Annotated in this window: 17 protein-coding genes and 10 tRNA genes; 20 read left to right on the top strand and 7 right to left on the bottom strand. The window is 39.4% G+C overall.

Annotated elements, in window-relative coordinates; translation table 11 throughout:
• Nucleotides 1-39: 39 nt before the first annotated feature.
• Nucleotides 40-1,515, top strand: coding sequence for a degradosome RNA helicase CshA (cshA, locus tag ACFQZ9_RS14175; protein WP_498944287.1), 1,476 nt, complete (start codon nucleotides 40-42; stop codon nucleotides 1,513-1,515).
• Between the two features lie 37 nt (nucleotides 1,516-1,552).
• Here cshA and ACFQZ9_RS14170 read toward each other — a convergent pair whose 3' ends face one another.
• The 5 genes from ACFQZ9_RS14170 to ACFQZ9_RS14150 form a co-directional block, all read right to left on the bottom strand.
• Entirely contained in the window at nucleotides 1,553-2,668 is a 1,116-nt protein-coding gene (locus ACFQZ9_RS14170) for a GerAB/ArcD/ProY family transporter (protein WP_498944286.1), read from the bottom strand.
• Nucleotides 2,669-2,894: 226 nt separating this feature from the next.
• Nucleotides 2,895-4,055 (bottom strand): Ger(x)C family spore germination protein, encoded by a 1,161-nt coding sequence (locus tag ACFQZ9_RS14165; protein WP_498944285.1) that lies wholly within the window; start codon nucleotides 4,053-4,055, stop codon nucleotides 2,895-2,897.
• Entirely contained in the window at nucleotides 4,055-5,599 is a 1,545-nt protein-coding gene (locus ACFQZ9_RS14160; protein WP_498944284.1) for a spore germination protein, read from the bottom strand. Before ACFQZ9_RS14160 ends, ACFQZ9_RS14165 begins: the two co-directional genes overlap by 1 nt.
• A 154-nt stretch (nucleotides 5,600-5,753) precedes the next feature.
• Nucleotides 5,754-7,169, bottom strand: coding sequence for an FMN-binding glutamate synthase family protein (locus ACFQZ9_RS14155; RefSeq protein ID WP_498944283.1), 1,416 nt, complete (start codon nucleotides 7,167-7,169; stop codon nucleotides 5,754-5,756).
• Between the two features lie 45 nt (nucleotides 7,170-7,214).
• Nucleotides 7,215-8,627: an FMN-binding glutamate synthase family protein gene (locus tag ACFQZ9_RS14150; protein WP_498944282.1), complete on the bottom strand. Its 1,413-nt coding sequence runs from the start codon at nucleotides 8,625-8,627 to the stop codon at nucleotides 7,215-7,217.
• 191 nt (nucleotides 8,628-8,818) lie between these two features.
• On the opposite strand from ACFQZ9_RS14150, the gene ACFQZ9_RS14145 reads away from it, so the two are divergent.
• Together ACFQZ9_RS14145 and ACFQZ9_RS14140 are read left to right on the top strand one after the other, a co-directional pair.
• Nucleotides 8,819-9,568, top strand: coding sequence for a YqjF family protein (locus tag ACFQZ9_RS14145; RefSeq protein WP_498944281.1), 750 nt, complete (start codon nucleotides 8,819-8,821; stop codon nucleotides 9,566-9,568).
• 115 nt (nucleotides 9,569-9,683) lie between these two features.
• Nucleotides 9,684-10,196, top strand: a complete 513-nt coding sequence (locus ACFQZ9_RS14140) for a hypothetical protein (protein WP_198313546.1) — start codon at nucleotides 9,684-9,686, stop codon at nucleotides 10,194-10,196.
• Between the two features lie 108 nt (nucleotides 10,197-10,304).
• Here the strand turns inward: ACFQZ9_RS14140 and ACFQZ9_RS14135 are convergent, their stop codons facing one another.
• Nucleotides 10,305-11,033: a rhomboid family intramembrane serine protease gene (locus tag ACFQZ9_RS14135; RefSeq protein WP_498944280.1), complete on the bottom strand. Its 729-nt coding sequence runs from the start codon at nucleotides 11,031-11,033 to the stop codon at nucleotides 10,305-10,307.
• A 79-nt stretch (nucleotides 11,034-11,112) separates the two neighbouring features.
• Here ACFQZ9_RS14135 and acpS point away from each other — a divergent pair, with 79 nt between their 5' ends.
• The 6 genes from acpS to ACFQZ9_RS14105 all read left to right on the top strand — a co-directional run bounded on the left by acpS (nucleotide 11,113) and on the right by ACFQZ9_RS14105 (nucleotide 17,118).
• Complete coding sequence (gene acpS / locus ACFQZ9_RS14130) at nucleotides 11,113-11,475, top strand: holo-ACP synthase (protein WP_498944279.1); 363 nt, start codon at nucleotides 11,113-11,115, stop codon at nucleotides 11,473-11,475.
• A gap of 165 nt (nucleotides 11,476-11,640) precedes the next feature.
• Nucleotides 11,641-12,654: a LolA family protein gene (locus tag ACFQZ9_RS14125; RefSeq protein WP_198313543.1), complete on the top strand. Its 1,014-nt coding sequence runs from the start codon at nucleotides 11,641-11,643 to the stop codon at nucleotides 12,652-12,654.
• 112 nt (nucleotides 12,655-12,766) lie between these two features.
• Nucleotides 12,767-13,924: an alanine racemase gene (gene alr, locus ACFQZ9_RS14120; protein ID WP_498944278.1), complete on the top strand. Its 1,158-nt coding sequence runs from the start codon at nucleotides 12,767-12,769 to the stop codon at nucleotides 13,922-13,924.
• A 191-nt stretch (nucleotides 13,925-14,115) separates the two neighbouring features.
• Nucleotides 14,116-14,397 carry a CopG family ribbon-helix-helix protein gene (locus tag ACFQZ9_RS14115; protein WP_026574158.1) on the top strand — a complete coding sequence of 94 codons (282 nt, stop codon included), beginning with the start codon at nucleotides 14,116-14,118 and terminating at the stop codon, nucleotides 14,395-14,397.
• A 4-nt stretch (nucleotides 14,398-14,401) separates the two neighbouring features.
• The gene (locus tag ACFQZ9_RS14110; RefSeq protein WP_026574157.1) at nucleotides 14,402-14,752 is read left to right on the top strand and encodes a type II toxin-antitoxin system PemK/MazF family toxin; all 351 of its coding nucleotides are present in this window, start codon (nucleotides 14,402-14,404) and stop codon (nucleotides 14,750-14,752) included.
• Between the two features lie 185 nt (nucleotides 14,753-14,937).
• The gene (locus ACFQZ9_RS14105) at nucleotides 14,938-17,118 is read left to right on the top strand and encodes a Tex family protein (protein ID WP_198313541.1); all 2,181 of its coding nucleotides are present in this window, start codon (nucleotides 14,938-14,940) and stop codon (nucleotides 17,116-17,118) included.
• Between the two features lie 26 nt (nucleotides 17,119-17,144).
• On the opposite strand, the gene cmpA is transcribed toward ACFQZ9_RS14105, so the two are convergent.
• On the bottom strand, nucleotides 17,145-17,258 hold the full coding sequence (gene cmpA / locus ACFQZ9_RS14100) for a cortex morphogenetic protein CmpA (RefSeq protein ID WP_198313540.1): 114 nt from the start codon (nucleotides 17,256-17,258) through the stop codon (nucleotides 17,145-17,147).
• Nucleotides 17,259-17,415: 157 nt separating this feature from the next.
• Here cmpA and ACFQZ9_RS14095 point away from each other — a divergent pair, with 157 nt between their 5' ends.
• The 11 genes from ACFQZ9_RS14095 (at nucleotide 17,416) to ACFQZ9_RS14045 (ending at nucleotide 19,024) form a co-directional block, all read left to right on the top strand.
• The gene (locus ACFQZ9_RS14095; protein ID WP_198313539.1) at nucleotides 17,416-17,889 is read left to right on the top strand and encodes a SprT family protein; all 474 of its coding nucleotides are present in this window, start codon (nucleotides 17,416-17,418) and stop codon (nucleotides 17,887-17,889) included.
• A 109-nt stretch (nucleotides 17,890-17,998) separates the two neighbouring features.
• Nucleotides 17,999-18,073 (top strand) — tRNA-Asn (locus tag ACFQZ9_RS14090).
• Between the two features lie 3 nt (nucleotides 18,074-18,076).
• A tRNA-Ser gene (locus ACFQZ9_RS14085) sits at nucleotides 18,077-18,164 on the top strand.
• A gap of 8 nt (nucleotides 18,165-18,172) precedes the next feature.
• Nucleotides 18,173-18,244: transfer RNA gene (locus ACFQZ9_RS14080), tRNA-Glu, on the top strand.
• A gap of 51 nt (nucleotides 18,245-18,295) precedes the next feature.
• Nucleotides 18,296-18,372: transfer RNA gene (locus ACFQZ9_RS14075), tRNA-Asp, on the top strand.
• A gap of 26 nt (nucleotides 18,373-18,398) precedes the next feature.
• Nucleotides 18,399-18,473, top strand: a tRNA-Gln gene (locus ACFQZ9_RS14070).
• Between the two features lie 10 nt (nucleotides 18,474-18,483).
• A tRNA-Leu gene (locus ACFQZ9_RS14065) sits at nucleotides 18,484-18,568 on the top strand.
• Between the two features lie 62 nt (nucleotides 18,569-18,630).
• Nucleotides 18,631-18,716 (top strand) — tRNA-Leu (locus ACFQZ9_RS14060).
• Between the two features lie 60 nt (nucleotides 18,717-18,776).
• Nucleotides 18,777-18,853: transfer RNA gene (locus ACFQZ9_RS14055), tRNA-Arg, on the top strand.
• Nucleotides 18,854-18,859: 6 nt separating this feature from the next.
• Nucleotides 18,860-18,936 (top strand) — tRNA-Pro (locus ACFQZ9_RS14050).
• Nucleotides 18,937-18,950: 14 nt separating this feature from the next.
• Nucleotides 18,951-19,024, top strand: a tRNA-Gly gene (locus ACFQZ9_RS14045).
• Nucleotides 19,025-19,188 lie beyond the last annotated feature (164 nt).

Raw genomic sequence — 19,188 nt, 5'->3', positions numbered from 1 at the left:
CGAATACAATTTTTAAATAGATGAAGGAGATTGAAAACATTGACGAAGTTTCAAGATTTAGGTATTAGCCAGGCAACATTAAAGGCTGTCCTCAAAATGGGTTTTGAGGAAGCAACGCCAATTCAGGCAGAAACAATTCCGTTGAGCTTAGAAAATAAAGACTTGATCGGGCAGGCTCAAACAGGAACAGGAAAAACTGCTGCGTTTGGTATTCCATTGGTAGAAAAAGTTGATACAAGTGTAGAAGCAATCCAAGGGATTATTATTGCTCCAACCCGTGAACTTGCGATTCAAGTATCAGAAGAACTTTACAAAATTGGAGCAGGTAAAAGGGTGCGCGTTTTACCAATTTACGGAGGCCAGGATATTGGCCGCCAAATCCGTTCTCTAAAAAAGGCTCCACATATTATTGTCGGAACACCAGGCCGTGTGCTTGACCATATTAATAGAAAAACACTTCGTTTAGACCATGTTCATACAGCCATCCTAGATGAAGCAGATGAAATGTTAAACATGGGATTCATTGAAGATATTGAAACGATTTTAGCGGAAATCCCTACTGAGCGCCAAACCTTACTGTTCTCCGCAACCATGCCGGGACCGATTCAGCGAATGGCTGAAAAGTTTATGAAGGCTCCGCAAATTGTCCGTGTCAAAGCAAAAGAAATGACTGTTCCTTCCATTGAACAATATTATGTGGAAGTGCAGGAAAAAAATAAATTTGATGTGCTCACAAGACTTTTGGATATCCAATCACCAGAACTTGCGATTATTTTCGGACGGACGAAACGCCGTGTCGATGAGTTAGCAGAAGCTTTAAACCTTAGAGGCTATACGGCTGAAGGAATTCATGGCGACCTTAGTCAGGCGAAGCGTCTTTCTGTCCTTCGTAAATTTAAAGAAGGCTCGATCGATGTTCTTGTCGCTACGGATGTAGCTGCAAGGGGACTTGATATCTCTGGTGTAACCCATGTATATAATTTTGATATTCCTCAAGATCCTGAAAGCTATGTTCACCGTATTGGACGTACAGGCCGTGCGGGTAAAACAGGGGTTGCGATGACCTTTATTACACCAAGGGAAAAATCTTACCTGAATGTGGTTGAAAAAACTACAAAACGTAAGATGGAAAGAATGAAGCCGCCAACCCTTGATGAAGCATTAGAAGGACAGCAGCGTGCAGTAGTGGACAAAATTCTTCAGACAATTGAAGCCAATAACCTTCAATATTATAAAGCGGCTGCTGAAGAATTACTTGAAGCAAATGACGCTTCCACTGTTGTTGCAGCTGTTTTGAAAATGTTGACGAAGGAACCGGATACTACTCCTGTTAAGCTGACAGAAGAACAACCGCTTCCGCAAAAAAGGGAAAGAAGACCGCAGGATCGGGACCGCAGAAGAAGAGACGATTCTAGAGGGTTTAATTCTGACCGCAGAAAGAAATCACCGGTAAAACCAAGAAGCGGTGAAAAAAGAACGTCAGGCAAATCAAAGCCGAGAAGTTATAATCATTAAAATAGGAAAGAGCATGGACTAATTGTCCATGCTCTTTTTAGCTTGCATTCAACTTCTTATCTGCTTTCTTCTTTAAGGATCGTTTAACAGTGTCCATGATTAAATATAGTAAAGGAATGAACTCCAAACTGTAGGAAAAGGTGGCAAACGATTGAGTAAAAAGGCTGGTCATTTCTGCAAATCCGCTTGATGTGTTTATGGATAAGACAATCATTACCGCTGTTAACGAAAACACTAGAGGACGATGATCTTTCAAGCGAAATAGCTGGGCAAGGATTTGAACAGAAATCGTAAATAAAACAGTAACTTTGATAAAAACCGTTGTGGCCCAGATAGAAATTAATAAATGGTCAAGGTTTTGGATGAAATCTGCAATACGGATATAGCGAATCATTTCTAACATTGGATAGGTCAGGTGACTTGCCAAATTTGGTCCAAACAGCAATAATAGCCAGATGATATTGGATGAAATAAATAGAATAGAGAAAAAGGATGCCCAGATAATGGATTTAAAGGTTTTATGTTTTTGCGTCAAATAGGGAAACAAAAAAAGTAAAATAAAGGCCTCTCCAAAAAAATGAGCAGTGGAGTAGCTGCCCATAAAGATTCCTTGTCCGCTATGGTTTGTAATAAAGGCAATCCAGCGTTCCCAACGCAATTCCTTGCCAATAAAAAGCATATTTCCGATATTTGCAATAATTACAAGGTAAAATAACCCTTGAGCAATTCGGAATAAATTTTCAAATCCTAATCGAGCTGTAACGGCTACTACCACTCCAAACATGCAGCCAACTGCCCAATTCGGCGTTTTGGGAAGATAAATTTGGACAATAAAATCTTCATATTCTCTTAGAATCAGAGCGCTGCTGTTCAAAAGGGAAACAAAGAAAATGGCCATAAAAGAAATATGAATCCAGTTGGGGAAAATCTCCTTTCCATAATGGACGATAAATTCATTAGGTCTTCGCTTCGCCAGTTTTATGACAAAAAAGGCAAGTATAATCCCTGTTAAGGCGCTTAAACATAGAACAATTAATGAGTCGTACTGGGATAGGTAAATCAGGTGACTAGCACCAAATCCAACCAATGTGGAGAAAAAATAAAGAATGAAAAAAAGTAATAGTTGATTTTGGGAAATCTGTTCATTTTTCAAAAAAGGTTCACCTAACCTATAATTTTCTGTTGGATTGGTTTAAATAGAAATTGAATCAAATCACTTGGACTAGGTAGTTGTTTGAATAGGATAGTTGAAATACAGTAAAAAAAGGAAGCACCCATTATACAGAAGATAATCCAGTAGGTTCTTTTTTTACGATTTTTGCTTTTTAAGTACGTCCATTCGTAACAAAATATTATGAGAAAGCCAAGGATAATCAAAGTCATAAATTTCTTCCCTTTATCCAAAATGGATCATTTTCGGACCCTGGTCGTTTAATCTTTAAATCAACGTGAACATTTAATTTTACCTTTTCACGATAAACCTCAGGCCAGTTATTTTTTACCTTTTTCCATATCTTTGGTTTATGCCAGGATAGATATTCACTGAATTGAAAAACATCTGCTTTTTCTTCTTGAGAAGCCTTTAAAGCGGCTTTAATCCTATTTCGGATTTGTTTTTCGGCTGTTTGCTCAAGCTGAGCTATGTTTTTTTCATTTGTTAAATTGATATTGGAATGAGATTCAGAAATATTCCCTTCCGCATTTATATCGACATTAAAAGTGAAAGGTTCGTTTTTGGAAGGGCGAATCTTTGAATGGGCGTTCATGACTAATAAACTAATCAAATGTTGATCTGTCGGAGAATTTATGGTAACTTCGGCACCTTTTATCAAGTTGCGAATCCAGAAAGCCCCCCGGCCCACTTTTGTGTCTAATTTTCCGACCATTTTATAATGATGAAATAAGGCCATCTCTCCAGGACTGACAAAAAGCCCCTCTTTCCCACCTTCACTTAGCATTTTCATGGTTTTCTTAGATAAAAGGCCGACAATCATATCACCGCTATTTGCTTCAAGGAAGTCTTTTGTTGTTGTATCAACAGTGACCTTTCTTTGCGTAAAAGATATGGGAATGCTACTTGGAAATCGTTCAAATATCGGTGTTAATTTTTCGATATCCTTTGCTTTTCCTGGTGCAATTAATAAAGCCTGATTAATATTCAAACTTGGTTCCCGGACAACAAATTCTAATACATCTTTAATACCATCCCTGGCCATTTCTTCACTAATGATAATGATCCTCGTATGTCCCCAGCTGATATTTCTAGTTAGGGTTGCCTGTATTTTTTTATAGGCTTCCGTAAACGATTTCCCAGTTGCAGAAAGAATGGTATAGGGTTTTCCAGTTGAACCTGCACCGCCAAGATCACCAGGTACAAGACGATTAGGCAAGGTAAACGAAAGACTTATCTCCATGTTGCCGTTCACTGCCTTATCAACATAGATGCCGGCGACGAAAGCACGTTCATTGAGTTCTAATTGTGACCAGCAGCCTGTTAATAATAATGGAAATAGCAAGATGAGCCATTTTAGTCTTTTCATTAATCTTCATCATCCTCGAGTATGGATTTCTCGACATTTGATCGATTTCGATCATTTGACCCGGAAAAAGAGGGGCGGCGCTGCATTATCCACCAAGGAGCCCTGATAAAAATGTCTTTTAAATCACTCGTTCTAAGTGGGGCTGTTGGAGAAAGATAGGGCATTCCGAATGAACGAATGCTTACCACATGAATATAGATTAGAATTGTGCCAATCATTAATCCAAAAATTCCAAACGTGCCCGCTAAAATCATAAGAGGGAACCGAAGCAACCGGACCGAAAATCCTAAATCATAACCGGGTATCACGAAGGAGGCAATCCCGGTAATCGAAACGATGATCACCATAATGGCAGAAACTATTCCTGCCTGGACGGCTGCTTGACCAATGATGATTGCCCCTAAGATTCCAATTGCCTGACCGACAGCTTTTGGAGTACGAATTCCTGCCTCACGTAAACCTTCAAAGGCAAGTTCCATCAGAAATGCTTCCACGATGCTTGGAAATGGTACATTCTCACGTGATGCAGCAACACTTAATAAAAGACTCGTAGGAATCATTTCCGGATGGAAGGTGGTAATCGCTATATAAAAGGATGGGAAAGTCAGCGAAACAATTAACCAGCCGTAGCGGAGCAATCGAATAAAACTAGTAAGAAAATATCGTTGGTAATAATCTTCAGCGGCTTGGAGGAACATGTAAAAATTAACAGGTGCAATAAGCGGGATCGGGTCACCGTCTACAAAAATAACTACTCTTCCTTCCAGTAAGGCTGCCGCCGCCACATCCGGGCGCTCTGTTTTTTGTGATTGAGGGAATGGTGATAATGGCCGATCATCGATACACTCTTCAATATAGCTGCTCGCTAAGACGCCATCTATTTTAATCCGATTTATTCTTTGTTTCACTTCTTCAATTAAGTCATCCCGGCAAAGTCCTTCGATATAACTAAGGATGACTTTCGTTTTTGTATATTTTCCGAGTACAAGTTGTTCCATTTTTAAGGCAGGAGATTTTATTCTTCTCCGGATCATGGTGACATTTGTATGAATATCCTCCAAAAATGCTTCTCTTGGACCCCTGATGACATTCTCATTTGTGGTTTCACTTCCGGTTCGCTTTTCAAAGCTTGTTAGAGGAAAAGCTATCATGCGGCTGTCGCCTTCGAAAAAGACAATAACTTTTCCGTCCAAGATATTTTCTGCTGCTTCTTGCATTTCAGTGAGAATACTAGTGCACATCGTACTGATGGATTGTAAATCAAGTAATTTATGAATTAATTCTTTAGATGATGAAGCAAAATTAGGAGAGACAATATATTTTAACACTTGGTCATCAAATAATTGCTGATCCACCATACACTGTAAAAAGACAATCCCACAGCGCGTTTGATTAGCCGTTAATTCGTGAAAGGTGATATCAATACTTTGTTGGAAGGTGTCTCTAAACCATTCCATTCGTACTTCAAAATCAGACCCTAAAAAAACCTTGCTATTTTCGTTTTGGGGTTTCTGCAGACTTTTGAATTTCGAAAAAATTGACATACGTCCTCACTCCACGAACTTTTCGTTAGAATTCCCCTTTTTTAGTAAAAATATTTTTGGGATCAGAACAAAATCACTAACGGGACTTAAATCACGACCCAAATGATGAGTATGCACTTGGAATTGGGGTAAATGTAATGTCTCCGGACCCGAATTACTTCTCGAATTGGTTGTCTTCCCATGGTTCAAAGGAAAATGGTATTCCAACCATTTTTGCCGTCAACTCATCATAGGATACTAAATCCTTCTTTGATAACTCTTTTAAAGAGCGTTTTCCCATTGCTCTTAATGCCATTTTCATTTCTTCTGTACTCGCTGTTAAGAATTTTTCCGCCGTTTTTTCTCCCTTTTCTGTTTTAAATTGATCCTTGAACTTGCCGTCATACCACATTGCTTGTGTTGGCGGTTCAAATGGAAGGGCATTTAATACTTGATCATGGGCGAGAGCAAACAACATGGCAGAGCCTACATAGACAGCATCGGCACCGAGAGCAAGCACTTTTAAAAAATGACCGGGAACTAAAAGGCCTCCTGAAATGATTAAACTAATCTTTCCCTTCTTGTTTCTTTTTTCTAGATGATTTACAGCTCTTACGACAGCATGCAAGGTTGGGATTCCAAAGTCATCAAATAATATCGGCGGTGCCCCCTTCATTGCAGCTTGTCCGCCGTCAATCGTAATAAAATCAACTCCCATAAAGATTAAATGATCTAGATCTTCTTCAATTTTTCCACCTGCGCCAATTTTGACACCAATAGGTACTCCTCCTGATCGTACCCGCAGCTCCTCCACCATTAGTTTTAAATCTACTAAGGTTTGGTCTTCCCAAAAGTTTTCATGAATGACTGCTTCCTCATTTTCCTCAAGTCCCATTACTTCACGTGCACGACCTGCTAAACTTTGTGGCAGGATTTTTTCGCCCATTCCCGCCATTGCACCCTGGCCCAATTTAATTTCAATCATATCAGCACGGCTAAATAAGTGATCTTCCTTTGCCCAATCAGTTTTAGAAAATTGTAAAATATACTTTCCGGCTGCGTCTAATTCTTCGGGCAGGATGCCACCTTGCCCGGAATTAATCGCTGTTCCTGTCTTTTTAGCAGCGGTTGCCAAAGAAAGCCTGGCTTGTTCACTAAGTGAAATCCCAAAGCCCATTCCACTGATCATAAGTGGAATTTTTATTTCCATTGGTTTTTTGGCCCTTGGCCCAATGGTAACGGTAACATCTACATCATCTTCACCATCAACTGGAAAGGGTGATGTTTGTGCGGGGATAAAGGTAATCGGATCCAAATGCGGCCATTTTTTAGAAGAGCCGCCAAGCGGGCGAGAAAGGACCGTCCCTGTTTCTGCCCGCAAGCTATTTTCCAGCATATTTTGAATGCCCATATGCCGAAGGCCTGGGATCAATTCCATAATATTTTCTTGATAACTGTCAGATAAAATGATTTTTCCGGCCCTTTTCGTGATTAGTTTCATCACCCAGCGCCAGCCGACGAGCATGAAGAGAACCACGATAAATAAGAAAGATGTGAGTGCAAAAGTTAAATAAACCAATAGGTTCGCCATAGTCACTTCTCCAAATACATAAAAAAATTGATCGTATCATGTAAATTAATTCTCCATTTGTTTTGCGTCCCACGGTTCAAAGGAAAACGGAATTCCAACCATTTTGGCGGTTAATTCATCATAGGATACCAGATCCTTTTTTGATAACTCTTTTAAAGAGCGTTTTCCCATTGCTCTCAAAGCCATTTTTACCTCTTCGGTACTTGCTGTTAAGAATTTCTCTGCCGATTTTACACCAACTTCAATCTTAAATTGATCCTTGTATTTCCCTTGATTCCATGCAACTTGTGTCGGCGGTTCAAACGGAAGGGCATTCAATGATTGTGGATGTGAGACACTAAATAACATAGCGGAGCCTAAATACACAGCATCCGCTCCGAGGGCAAGCACCTTTAAAAAATGTCCGGGTACTAAAAGTCCGCCAGAGGCAATCAAACTAATTTTCCCCTTCATGTTTCTCTTTTCTAGATGTTTAGCTGCTCTGACAATTGCATGCAAAGTTGGGATTCCAACGTCGTCAGATAAAATAGGGGGGGCACCAAGTGTTGCTGCTTGTCCGCCATCTACTGCAATATAATCAACACCTATGTAGATTAAATGATCAATATCTTCTTCAATTTTCCCGCCGGCGCCCATTTTTGAGCCAATGGGAACACCACCTGTTATATTCCGAAGCTCATCAACTAGTTCTTTCAAATCATCCAGAGTTTGATTTTCTACAAAGTTATCATAAAGCACGGCATCCTCGTTTTCCTTTAACCCCATCAGTTCACGGGCACGGCCTGTTAAATTTTTAGGAGAAATTTTCCCGCCTGTCCCAAGTAATGCCCCCTGTCCCAACTTAACTTCGATCATATCAGCCCGCTTAATTAATTCTTCCTCTTTTGACCAATCTGTTTTGGAAAATTGTAAAATATATTTTCCGCCGATATTGATTTCCTCAGGTAAGACTGCGCCTTCACCAGAATTAATGGCGGTTCCAGTCATTTTCGCTGCTTGTGCTAATGAGATTCTCACTTCCTCACTGAGGGCAATCCCATAGGCCATGCCGCTGATCATTAACGGGATTTTTATTTTCATCGGTTTTTTTGCTTGTGGCCCAATGGTTACTTCCACATCGACATCTTCTTCACCATCAATCGGAAAAGGTGACGTTTGGGCAGGGATAAAGGTAATCGCATCTAGATGTGGCCATTTTTTTGAAGAGCCAAGCGGGCGGTGGAGAACATCGCCTGTTTCAGCGCGCAAGCTATTTTCCAGCATATTTTGTATGCCCATATGCCGGAGTCCGGGCATCAATTCCATCACATTTTCTTGATAACTGTCTGTTAAAATAATTTTCCCCATTTGTTTCACCATTCGTTTCATGAACCAACGCCATCCAAAAAGCATGAATATAAAAATAGTACAAATAAATGCTGCCATTCCAAAAGTCAAATAATATAAAATGTTTGCCATAGTTATTTCTCCAAATTCCGCAAAGTTTCAATAATAAAGTCAACTAATCTTATTATGTCCAAAAAAAGGGAAATCTTATAAATATCAAGATAATACTTAGAAAACAGTCTAGATTTTATATATATATAACATCGTATTAAATTTTCAATTTACACTAAACTATATACATATAAAAACAGGGGGATTTTTTGATGAAAATAATGAATGATCTTGGTCATCGATCTTGGCCATTACCATCGAAATATTGGATTATGCGACAAACTTGGAAAAATTTATTGTTTTTGCATTGGCCAATTCCACTTAATATACTACGGCCATATATTCCTTCTTCTTTACAAATTGATACTTTTAATGGCTCCGCATGGTTAGGTGTCATTGTATTTGTTTTAGAAGGAATCTTTCCCCGTGGAGTATCATCTATTTCCCTAACCCCTAAATTTCCAGAAATGAATGTAAGAACATATGTAACATGCGATGGAAAACCCGGTATTTATTTTTTATCTATTGATGTTAAGAACTGGGCTTCCTTGAAGATTGCAAAAAGATGGTTTCATTTACCGTATAATTCAGCACAAATTTCTTTGCGAAAAGAAGGACAATCCTTTCATATTGAAAGTAGTAGGAACGGTAATTTTAAAACCCCTATATCATTTAAGGGGAAATACGTTCCGGTATCGGAAGTTTATTTTCCAAAGGAAGGAACGCTAGACCATTGGCTCACTGAGCGTTATTGCCTCTATAGTTCGAATCACGGAGGCAATATTTATTGTGGTGAAATACACCATCTGCCTTGGCCGTTGCAAAAAGCAGAAATAGAGATATTCAGGAATACCCTTTTTTCTCCTTTTCAATTTGACATATCTCAAGTGAATCCTATCGCGCATTTCTCTACAGGGGTTGAGTCGCTAATATGGAATATTAAGAAAATACAGACCTATTAAAATTATTTGTTAAGAGGAGAAGTATTAATTTAATTCGTGTATATTTGGGTTAGTCTGGATAAATTATATTTTTATGGAATTATTACTGTAAAAGATCAATTTGAGGGGGAACTTAATGGTTAAGCATAAAACGAAAATTGCATTCTCTTTAGCCGTATTAATTTTTCCTTGGCTAACCGTTCCTTTTATGGGAATAAGAAGTTTTTTTAGGTTTTTACCCGTAGCAAGCTTTACCAATTTATTTTTAAGCGTATTCAGCCTAATTTGTTATAAGAAAAAATGGTGGATTACTAAAAGCCCTATATCTCCTGGTCCGATAGATTTTACATTTATATTGGGTCCTTATTTTGTAGCAACACTATGGATCTTTAAATTAACATTCGGAAATTTTCCAAAGTACCTACTTACAAATATGGTTTTGGATGTCATAAATGCTTTTCCATTACCTTATATAGGTAAAAAAGTCGGAATTGTCAAATTTATAAAGATGAAACATACTACTTGGTATTTTATTTGTATATTCTTGGCGATTATTATTTATGGCTTTCAGTACGTTGTAGAACAATCGATTAGGAGGGCAGCTAGTCTTAAAAACGCAGAGTTTTCATTTAATAAAGAATCAAGATAGGTTTAAAGAAATACATACTTTTCACTTCACAAACTTTTTGTAGAATTCCCTGTTCCATATAAATATATCTTTGAAAAATGAAAAAACCTCCACGGATGGAGGTTCTCTTTATTTTTGTGAGAAAATGCCAATGATAACGATTAATATAACGATTCCCCAAATTAAAATTTTTAGGGGGGATTTAGAAGTAAACAGTCGTCTTTTTCCGCTTGCCCAATAAGTGACATCTTTAATTGAATTGGAAAGCTCCTTTTTGTTGTAATAGGGAATCACTCCGAGGAAAAATCCACCAAGTAATCCGAATAAATGGGCGGTAATATTAATATTTGGCTGTAAAAATGTCATAATTAAGCTGAGGACGCATAGAACGAGGATAATATGTGAGTTTTGTCTCGAAAGCCAATTTTTACGAAAAATAATAATCGCTACATAATATCCAAAAAGGCCAAAAATCGCTCCACTTGAGCCGACGTGGGTATAGCTGAGCGGCTCAAGGAGAAGCGTTGCGAGGTTGGCAATCAGTCCTGATACAAGATAGACCAATAGAAATTTTACCCCGCCAAGCATTCGTTCAAGCGCTGGGCCGAACAGCAGCAAAGAAACACTATTAAAAAGCATATGTGTAAAACCGCTATGCAAAAAGGTCGGAGTAATGAGCCGCCAATATTCTCCCTCCAAAATATAAAGGTTTACACCTGAAAGATGTTCAAAAAACCAGTAGTTTGGGAAGATAGGCAGTACGGTGAAAAGAAATAAAACTACATGAATGGTAATAATAGTAGAAACAATTGGATACAAACGGATAAATTCACGAAAGCTTTCCGTTCTTGTAAACATATATGTACCTCCTGGAGCTTTTGCGACTTGTACATTATTATTTATGCTGATTATAAACCAAATAGAAGGAAGATGAAGCATGATTAAAGGGATTGGGATTGATATTATTGAATTGTCAAGGGTTCAGGATTTATTACATAGACACCGAAAATTGATTGACCGAATTTTAACTGACCAGGAGAAACAAAAATTCGAGGTGCTTTCAGAGCGGAGGCAGGTTGAATTTTTAGCTGGAAGATTTGCAGCAAAAGAGGCCTTTTCGAAAGCTGCCGGTACAGGGATTGGAAAAGAGCTGTCCTTTTTGGATATTGAGATTGATTCGGATTCTCTAGGAAAGCCCTATTTTGTAAAGCCGGAAATCAAAGGCCATTTATCTATTTCTCATAGCAAAGAATATGTTGTGGCCCAAGTGATTATTGAGAATGAAGTGATAAAAAAATAACTGCTTGACCTTCCTCATTAGCATATTCCTAAAGGTTGTCTCATATATTCATAGAGAATTAGGAGAGACAAGGTCAGCTATGGTCATTTTGATAAGCGATTATTCTGGCCCCTGCCTTTCTCTTCTCCATAATCATATGAAATGAGACAAGAAGGGGTTGAAGGAATGAGGAAAAAGTTGATGCTGCTGATCACGGGACTAATGGTCATCTTTTTGCTGGCAGCTTGTGGGTCGAAGTCTCAGGGTGATGTAGTAAAAGAGTTAAGTGGTAAACTTGATGATTTATCGGGTTATAAAGTAAATGCAAAAATGACCCTAAAAATGGGCACGGATTCTCAAGTGTATAATGTTGAAATCTGGCAAAAGGACAAGAAGTTTTATCGAGTAAATCTAAAAAATGCCGAAAAAGACCAAAGTCAGATGATTTTAAGGAATGACGAAGGGGTATTCGTTCTAACTCCTGCCTTAAATAAGAGCTTTAAATTCCAGAGCGATTGGCCGCAAAACAGCAGCCAGGCTTATCTATATGAATCATTAATTAAAGATATTATGATGGATAAAGAGGCAAAATTCTCCTCAACCAAGGACTACTATGTATTTGAAACGAAAACACGCTATCAAAATAATAGCATGCTCCCATTCCAAGAAATTAAACTAAATAAGAAGGATTTATCACCGGCAGTGGTTAAAGTAATGGATCCTGACCGAAATCCGCTTGTAACAGTTGAATTTGAAAAAGTGAAGTTTAATGCAAGCTTTGATAAAGACGATTTTAAATTGAAAAAGAATATGACAAGGGCACAAATCGGAATGCCTGCAATGGCGGAACCAAAAGATGCTGCCTTTACGGTTAAATATCCAACAGCCAAAATTTCTGGTACGAAGTTAATTAAGGAAGATGAAGTAAGCATTGAAGACGGCAAACGAGTTGTTTTAACCTATGACGGCAAAAAATCCTATACACTTGTACAGGAAAAAGTAACAGTGAAAGATGCCTCCACTTCACCGACGTATGTGGAAGGGGATTTGGTAGATTTGGGAACAACCATTGGTGCTGTATCGGATCACTCTATTTCTTGGACGCAAGACGGGGTAGATTACATGATTGCTTCGAAAAATCTTTCAAGAGATGAAATGATTGAAGTAGCACAATCCGTACAGGGTGATGCTGTTAAATAGGATATTTTAAGCAGGCTTTTTAAAGCCTGTTTTCTTTTTGATTTGGAGCAATTAAATTGTTTTATGATAAAATATTATTGGAGTTTAATTAACGTTCTTAGGAAGTGAAAAAATGGAAGAGCGCAGCTTTTTCTATCGAGACACATGGGCGGAAGTAGACTTGGATTGTATTCATGCGAATGTATCGTCCGTTAAAAAGCTTCTGCCCAATGAAGTGGAAATCATTGCAGTTGTAAAAGCAAATGCCTATGGCCACGGGGATGTACAAGTGGCAAGAGAAGCGCTTGATGCGGGTGCAACGCATTTGGCTGTAGCCTTTATGGACGAAGCCCTTGCTTTGAGAAAAAAAGGAATTACAGCACCCATTCTTGTATTAGGTGCCAGTCGTGCCGAAGACGTACAAATGGCTGCAGATAATCAAATAACCCTTACCGTTTTTCAAAAGGATTGGCTGCTGGAGGCTCAAAAACATTTAAAAATAGATAGCAGGGTGTCTGTTCATATAAAGTTGGATACTGGAATGGGCAGACTTGGTATTCGCGGTAAAGAAGAACTTGAAGATTTTGAGCAACTGGTATCCCTTGATCAGCGTTTTCACCTTGAAGGAATCTATACTCATTTCGCTACAGCAGATGAACTGAATCAAAATTATTTCAATCAGCAATTCGAGTTATTCCAAGAGTTAATAAGTGTGCTGAAGGTACGTCCAAAGTATGTTCATTGCAGTAATAGCGCCGCAACGCTGAGATTTCAAAGCGGCATTTATAATGCCGTCCGCCTGGGGATTGCTATGTACGGATTGACACCATCCCTTGAGATGGAATCTGAAATTCCATTTTCTTTGAATGAAGCCTTTTCGCTGCACTCAAAGCTTGTCCATGTAAAACAACTGTATAAAGGTGATAAAATAAGTTACGGTGCTACGTATGAGGCAAGCGGGGATGAATGGATTGGGACCGTCCCAGTTGGCTATGCAGATGGGTGGATTCGAAAATTGCAGGGTCAGGAAGTATTAATCAATGGAATACGTGTGCCAATTGTCGGCAGAATCTGTATGGACCAATTCATGGTGCGGCTTCCGCATGAGGTACCTGTTGGTACGAATGTAACCTTAATTGGGAAAGATAACAATCAGTTTATATCCATCAATGAAATTGCAAAAAAATTGGAGACCATCAATTACGAGGTTCCCTGTATTATAACGAATCGAGTCCCTCGTCTTTATAAAAAAGGCGGAAAAGCAACCGAAATAAAAAACTATCTTCTTTAGAAAAATGAAGGCGTATTTATTAAATTTAAACATATTTATATTATTGCGGACTTTTTGTGCATAAAAGCATCTTTTATTGGCTTATAATACAATAGTATTATAATTAGTCTATGCATTTAGGTTGATTAGTGTTATTATAAAATATGGTACAGAGAAAAATTGGTGTGTAGTGATGGTGGAGGTGTATGTTTGTGTCTGAATCCGGCGCAACTACGGAGATCTTAGTGAAATTACCGCAACATCTTTTAACCGAGTTAGATGGTTTTGTAAAGCTAGAAAATGTGAATCGCAGCGAATTTATTTATCAAGCAACAAAAATGTATTTACGCGAACGTAAAAAAAGACAAATTCGCGAATCCATGAGACGTGGATATATGGAAATGGCTAAGATTAATTTAAGGATTGCATCTGAAGCATTTCAAGCAGAATACGAGGCAGAACACACAGTAGAACGTCTTGTAAGCGGAGGATAATCCCTTGATTGTCAAGCGTGGTGACGTATATTTCGCGGACCTATCCCCAGTTGTTGGTTCTGAACAAGGCGGCGTCCGTCCTGTACTTGTCATCCAAAACGACATCGGGAATCGGTTTAGTCCCACCGTTATTGTTGCAGCGATTACAGCTCAAATTCAAAAAGCGAAGCTTCCGACTCATGTTGAAATAGACGCGAAGCGCTACGGTTTTGAACGAGACTCAGTCATTCTTTTAGAACAAATTCGTACAATAGATAAGCAGCGGTTAACCGATAAAATTACCCATCTCGATGACGAAATGATGGAAAAAGTGGATGATGCCTTGCGTGTAAGCATCGGTCTCATCGAATTTTAGCTAAGCACGCTCTTTTTGAAAGGGCGTTTTTTTATACATATTCTACTCTTCTACTGTGTTTTTCTGCTGAAAGCAAGCCCGCCGGCTTGCTTTTTTGTTGCTAAAAAAGCAAAACCATGGTTGGTGAATCGCTCAGTTTTATTTGATACAATAAAATGGAAATGATGAAGTGGAGGATTGTTTAAGTGAATGATACAGTCGTAAAAGATGAGCAGTTGTTGTTTGGTAAGATTGCATCCGAGCAAGCAATTTCCGCCAAGCAAGTTAAAAGTGTGATTTCGTTACTAAACGAAGGCAATACCGTACCATTTATTGCCCGTTACCGTAAGGAAATGACTGGAGCGCTTGATGAAGTGCAGATTCGCAATATTTTAGAACGCTGGCAGTATATTCAAAACCTCGAACAACGTAAAGAAGAGGTTCTGAGGATCATTGCTGAACAAGGAAAACTAACTGAAGAATTGAACAAGAGCATCACCCGTGCTGAAAAGCTTCAGGAGGTCGAAGATTTATATCGGCCTTATAAACAAAAACGCCGAACAAAAGCAACCGTTGCAAAAGAAAAAGGATTGGAACCTTTTGCGGAGTGGCTCATGACCTTCACAAAAGAAAATGTGGAAGGTAAGGCACAGGAGTTCTTATCTGAAGAAAAAGAAGTCCTTTCTGTTGAGGATGCCATTGCAGGAGCTAAAGATATCATTGCGGAATGGGTAAGTGATGATGCTGAAGGGCGAAAATGGATTCGGAACGAAACCTTTAAATCTGGTACAGTCTCATCTGCCGTTAAGGAAGAGGAAAAGGACGAAAAGAAAGTTTATGAAATGTATTATGAATATGAAGAGCCTGTAAGCAAAATTGTACCCCACCGGATTCTAGCTCTTAATCGCGGCGAAAAGGAAGATATTTTACGAGTTTCAATCAAAATGAATACGGATCTAATCTTGAATTATCTTTCAAAAAAGTGGATTCGTAATCAGCATTCACCTGCGGCGCCAAGTGTAGTTGAGGCGATCGAAGATAGTTATAAAAGATTAATCCAGCCCTCTATTGAAAGGGAAATTCGAAGTGAACTAACTGAAAAAGCAGAGGAGCAGGCGATACATATTTTTTCTGAAAATCTTCGGAATTTGCTTTTGCAGCCGCCGCTTAAAGGAAAAGTCGTAATCGGAGTCGATCCGGCATATCGAACAGGCTGTAAACTTGCTGTTGTAGATGAAACGGGAAAGGTTCTAAAGATTGATGTCATCTATCCGCATCCACCGGTTTCAAAAACAAAAGAAGCAAAAGAAAAGTTCATTCAAATTCTACGGGAGTATAAGGTAGAAATGGCTGCCATCGGAAACGGAACGGCATCAAGAGAAACAGAGCAGTTCGTGGCGGATATCTTAAAAGAGATGGATGAAGAAATTTTTTATTTAATTGTCAATGAAGCGGGAGCTAGTGTTTACTCCGCATCTGATTTAGCAAGAGAAGAGTTTCCAAATTTCCAAGTAGAAGAGAGAAGTGCTGTATCGATTGCCCGCCGCTTACAGGACCCGCTTGCTGAGTTGGTGAAGATTGACCCTAAATCCGTAGGAGTGGGTCAATACCAGCATGATGTTTCCCAAAAACGATTATCAGAATCGCTAAATTTCGTGGTGGAGACTGCAGTTAACCGTGTAGGGGTCAATGTGAATACTGCATCATCGTCCCTTTTGCAAAATGTCGCGGGTTTAACCAAAACGGCGGCTAACAATATCGTGAAAAAGCGGGAAGAGGAAGGGAAATTTACAAGCAGAGTTCAATTAAAGAAGGTACCACGGCTTGGAGCAAAAACATATGAACAAGCAATAGGGTTCCTACGGGTAATTGACGGAAAAGAGCCTCTGGATCGTACGGGAATTCATCCGGAAAACTATGATGAAGTGAAAAAGTTATTATCCACCCTTGGATTTTCAACAAAGGATTTAGGTACAGACGAGTTAAAGGAAGCTCTTAACGGATTGGGCCTAAAAGCTGTTTCAGAAGAGTTAGCGATAGGAGAATTAACCTTAAAGGATATCATTGACGCTTTAGTAAGACCGGAAAGAGACCCGCGTGACGACTTACCCCGTCCCCTATTAAAAAAGGATGTTTTAAAATTAGAGGATCTGAAACCAGGGATGGAACTTCAAGGTACAGTTCGTAACGTGGTTGATTTTGGTGCCTTTGTTGACATCGGCGTAAAACAGGATGGATTAGTCCATATATCAAAGCTTAGCAATCGATTTGTTAAGCACCCGTTAGATATTGTATCTGTCGGGGATGTTGTGACGGTTTGGGTAGATTCAGTTGATATGAACAAGGGACGTGTAGCATTAACGATGCTGCCTCCCGCAAAGCAATAAACAAGCTGTAAAGGAAAACACTGCTTTTAAGGGCAGTGTTTTTTTCTGTAAAAAAACCAGCATTGGTTTAAAAGCTTGATTTGATAACGGTTCTTTTCAAAAAAGGCTCTTTTCATTTGGTTTTGAAACCAAGTCGGCATAGTAAAACCTCCTGAAAGTAAATCATTAAAGGTAAATACAATATATGCTATAATGGGTTGTCATGTTCACTAGAAATATAAAGGTATTTGTTATTTTGTACCGTATTGAAAGTATTTTGAAGAAGAAAACAGTGAAGTGGAAAGTGTGGGGAGAAAAATGGAGGCACCAGAGCTTCAAAGGCTGGTTGAAAGGATATCCATTGAAGCGTTTGGAAAACCCTTTCTACACCAAGCCAAGTTTAATTCTAGATTACGGTCTACAGGCGGAAGATACCTGTTAGGTACACATAATATTGAAATTAATAAAAAGTATTTAGAGCAATTTGGAGAGAATGAATTAATAGGGATTATTAAGCATGAGCTTTGTCATTATCATCTCCATCTTGAAGGAAAAGGGTATCAGCATCGTGATCTTGATTTTAAATGGTTACTAAAGAAAGTTGGGGCACCCCGATTTTGTACACCGCTAAAGGAGAAAGCTCCAAAGAGAACCTTTAAAAAAATACTCCTATACGAGTGCACAAACTGCCGCCTCCGTTATCAAAGAAAGAGAAGTATCGATACAAGCCGGTATGTTTGCGGGAAATGCCGAGGGAGGCTAAAGAAAATTAAAGAGGTAATCAAAGAATAACGTAAGAAAATGGAAAATGATTTTCTTGAAAAATGATGTTGACTTTGAATCCTAACGTCATTATAATATGAAGAGTCGATAAGGTAATTGCCTTATTAAATCTTATTATTCCGCAGTAGCTCAGTGGTAGAGCTATCGGCTGTTAACCGATCGGTCGTAGGTTCGAGTCCTACCTGCGGAGCCATATGGGGAAGTACTCAAGAGGCTGAAGAGGCGCCCCTGCTAAGGGTGTAGGTCGGGTAACCGGCGCGAGGGTTCAAATCCCTCCTTCTCCGTAGTTAAAGGCCCCTTGGTCAAGCGGTTAAGACACCGCCCTTTCACGGCGGTAACACGGGTTCGAATCCCGTAGGGGTCATCAGGGATGGGAAATGAACAATAGCTCATTTCCTGTTTCTCAAAAGATAATGGTCTGGTAGTTCAGTTGGTTAGAATGCCTGCCTGTCACGCAGGAGGTCGCGGGTTCGAGTCCCGTCCAGACCGCCATTATTTATTTTTACAATTGTTTTTGATGGGCTATAGCCAAGCGGTAAGGCAACGGACTTTGACTCCGTCATTCGTTGGTTCGAATCCAGCTAGCCCAGCCATCTTAAATATGCGGGTGTGGCGGAATTGGCAGACGCACCAGACTTAGGATCTGGCGCCGCAAGGCGTGGGGGTTCGACTCCCTTCACCCGCACCATTAATTACCACTTGAAATAAGCGTGTAAGTTTAGTATGATTAGTTTTGCCGCTAATTTATTCGCGGTCGTGGCGGAATGGCAGACGCGCTAGGTTGAGGGCCTAGTGGGGGCAACCCCGTGGAGGTTCAAGTCCTCTCGGCCGCACCAAAAAAATCTTGACAAGACGAAATAGATTTGTTAAGATATAAAAGTTGCTTGTAAAATATTGCGCCCGTAGCTCAATTGGATAGAGCGTTTGACTACGGATCAAAAGGTTATGGGTTCGACTCCTTTCGGGCGCGCCATTATTGCGGGAAGTAGCTCAGCTTGGTAGAGCACTTGGTTTGGGACCAAGGGGTCGCAGGTTCGAATCCTGTCTTCCCGACCAGTAAAATATAATATGCGGGTGTAGTTTAGTGGTAAAACCACAGCCTTCCAAGCTGTTGTTGTGGGTTCGATTCCCATCACCCGCTCCAAATTACCTTTATGATTGTTCTTTGAAAACTAAACAAACAAAAACGTCAACAAACAATAATATTCATTTCTTTTTGAAATGAAGCCAACGTAACAAATGAGCTAAATCAACTTTCTTGGAGAGTTTGATCCTGGCTCAGGACGAACGCTGGCGGCGTGCCTAATA

The organism is Neobacillus sp. GCM10027624, assembly GCF_042675345.1.
Lineage (GTDB): Bacteria > Bacillota > Bacilli > Bacillales > Cytobacillaceae > Neobacillus > Neobacillus cucumis_D.
This window is presented reverse-complemented; position numbering and strand designations above follow the sequence as displayed.

What these genes read in the sequence shown, in the direction of transcription:
- ACFQZ9_RS14165 (WP_498944285.1), bottom strand. Translation starts at nt 4,055, where the DNA reads ATGAAAAGACTAAAATGGCTCATCTTGCTATTTCCATTATTATTAACA.
- ACFQZ9_RS14160 (WP_498944284.1), bottom strand. Translation starts at nt 5,599, where the DNA reads ATGTCAATTTTTTCGAAATTCAAAAGTCTGCAGAAACCCCAAAACGAA.
- ACFQZ9_RS14155 (WP_498944283.1), bottom strand. Translation starts at nt 7,169, where the DNA reads ATGGCGAACCTATTGGTTTATTTAACTTTTGCACTCACATCTTTCTTA.
- ACFQZ9_RS14150 (WP_498944282.1), bottom strand. Translation starts at nt 8,627, where the DNA reads ATGGCAAACATTTTATATTATTTGACTTTTGGAATGGCAGCATTTATT.
- ACFQZ9_RS14145 (WP_498944281.1), top strand. Translation starts at nt 8,819, where the DNA reads ATGAAAATAATGAATGATCTTGGTCATCGATCTTGGCCATTACCATCG.
- ACFQZ9_RS14140 (WP_198313546.1), top strand. Translation starts at nt 9,684, where the DNA reads ATGGTTAAGCATAAAACGAAAATTGCATTCTCTTTAGCCGTATTAATT.
- ACFQZ9_RS14135 (WP_498944280.1), bottom strand. Translation starts at nt 11,033, where the DNA reads ATGTTTACAAGAACGGAAAGCTTTCGTGAATTTATCCGTTTGTATCCA.
- acpS (WP_498944279.1), top strand. Translation starts at nt 11,113, where the DNA reads ATGATTAAAGGGATTGGGATTGATATTATTGAATTGTCAAGGGTTCAG.
- ACFQZ9_RS14125 (WP_198313543.1), top strand. Translation starts at nt 11,641, where the DNA reads ATGAGGAAAAAGTTGATGCTGCTGATCACGGGACTAATGGTCATCTTT.
- alr (WP_498944278.1), top strand. Translation starts at nt 12,767, where the DNA reads ATGGAAGAGCGCAGCTTTTTCTATCGAGACACATGGGCGGAAGTAGAC.
- cmpA (WP_198313540.1), bottom strand. Translation starts at nt 17,258, where the DNA reads ATGCCGACTTGGTTTCAAAACCAAATGAAAAGAGCCTTTTTTGAAAAG.
- ACFQZ9_RS14095 (WP_198313539.1), top strand. Translation starts at nt 17,416, where the DNA reads ATGGAGGCACCAGAGCTTCAAAGGCTGGTTGAAAGGATATCCATTGAA.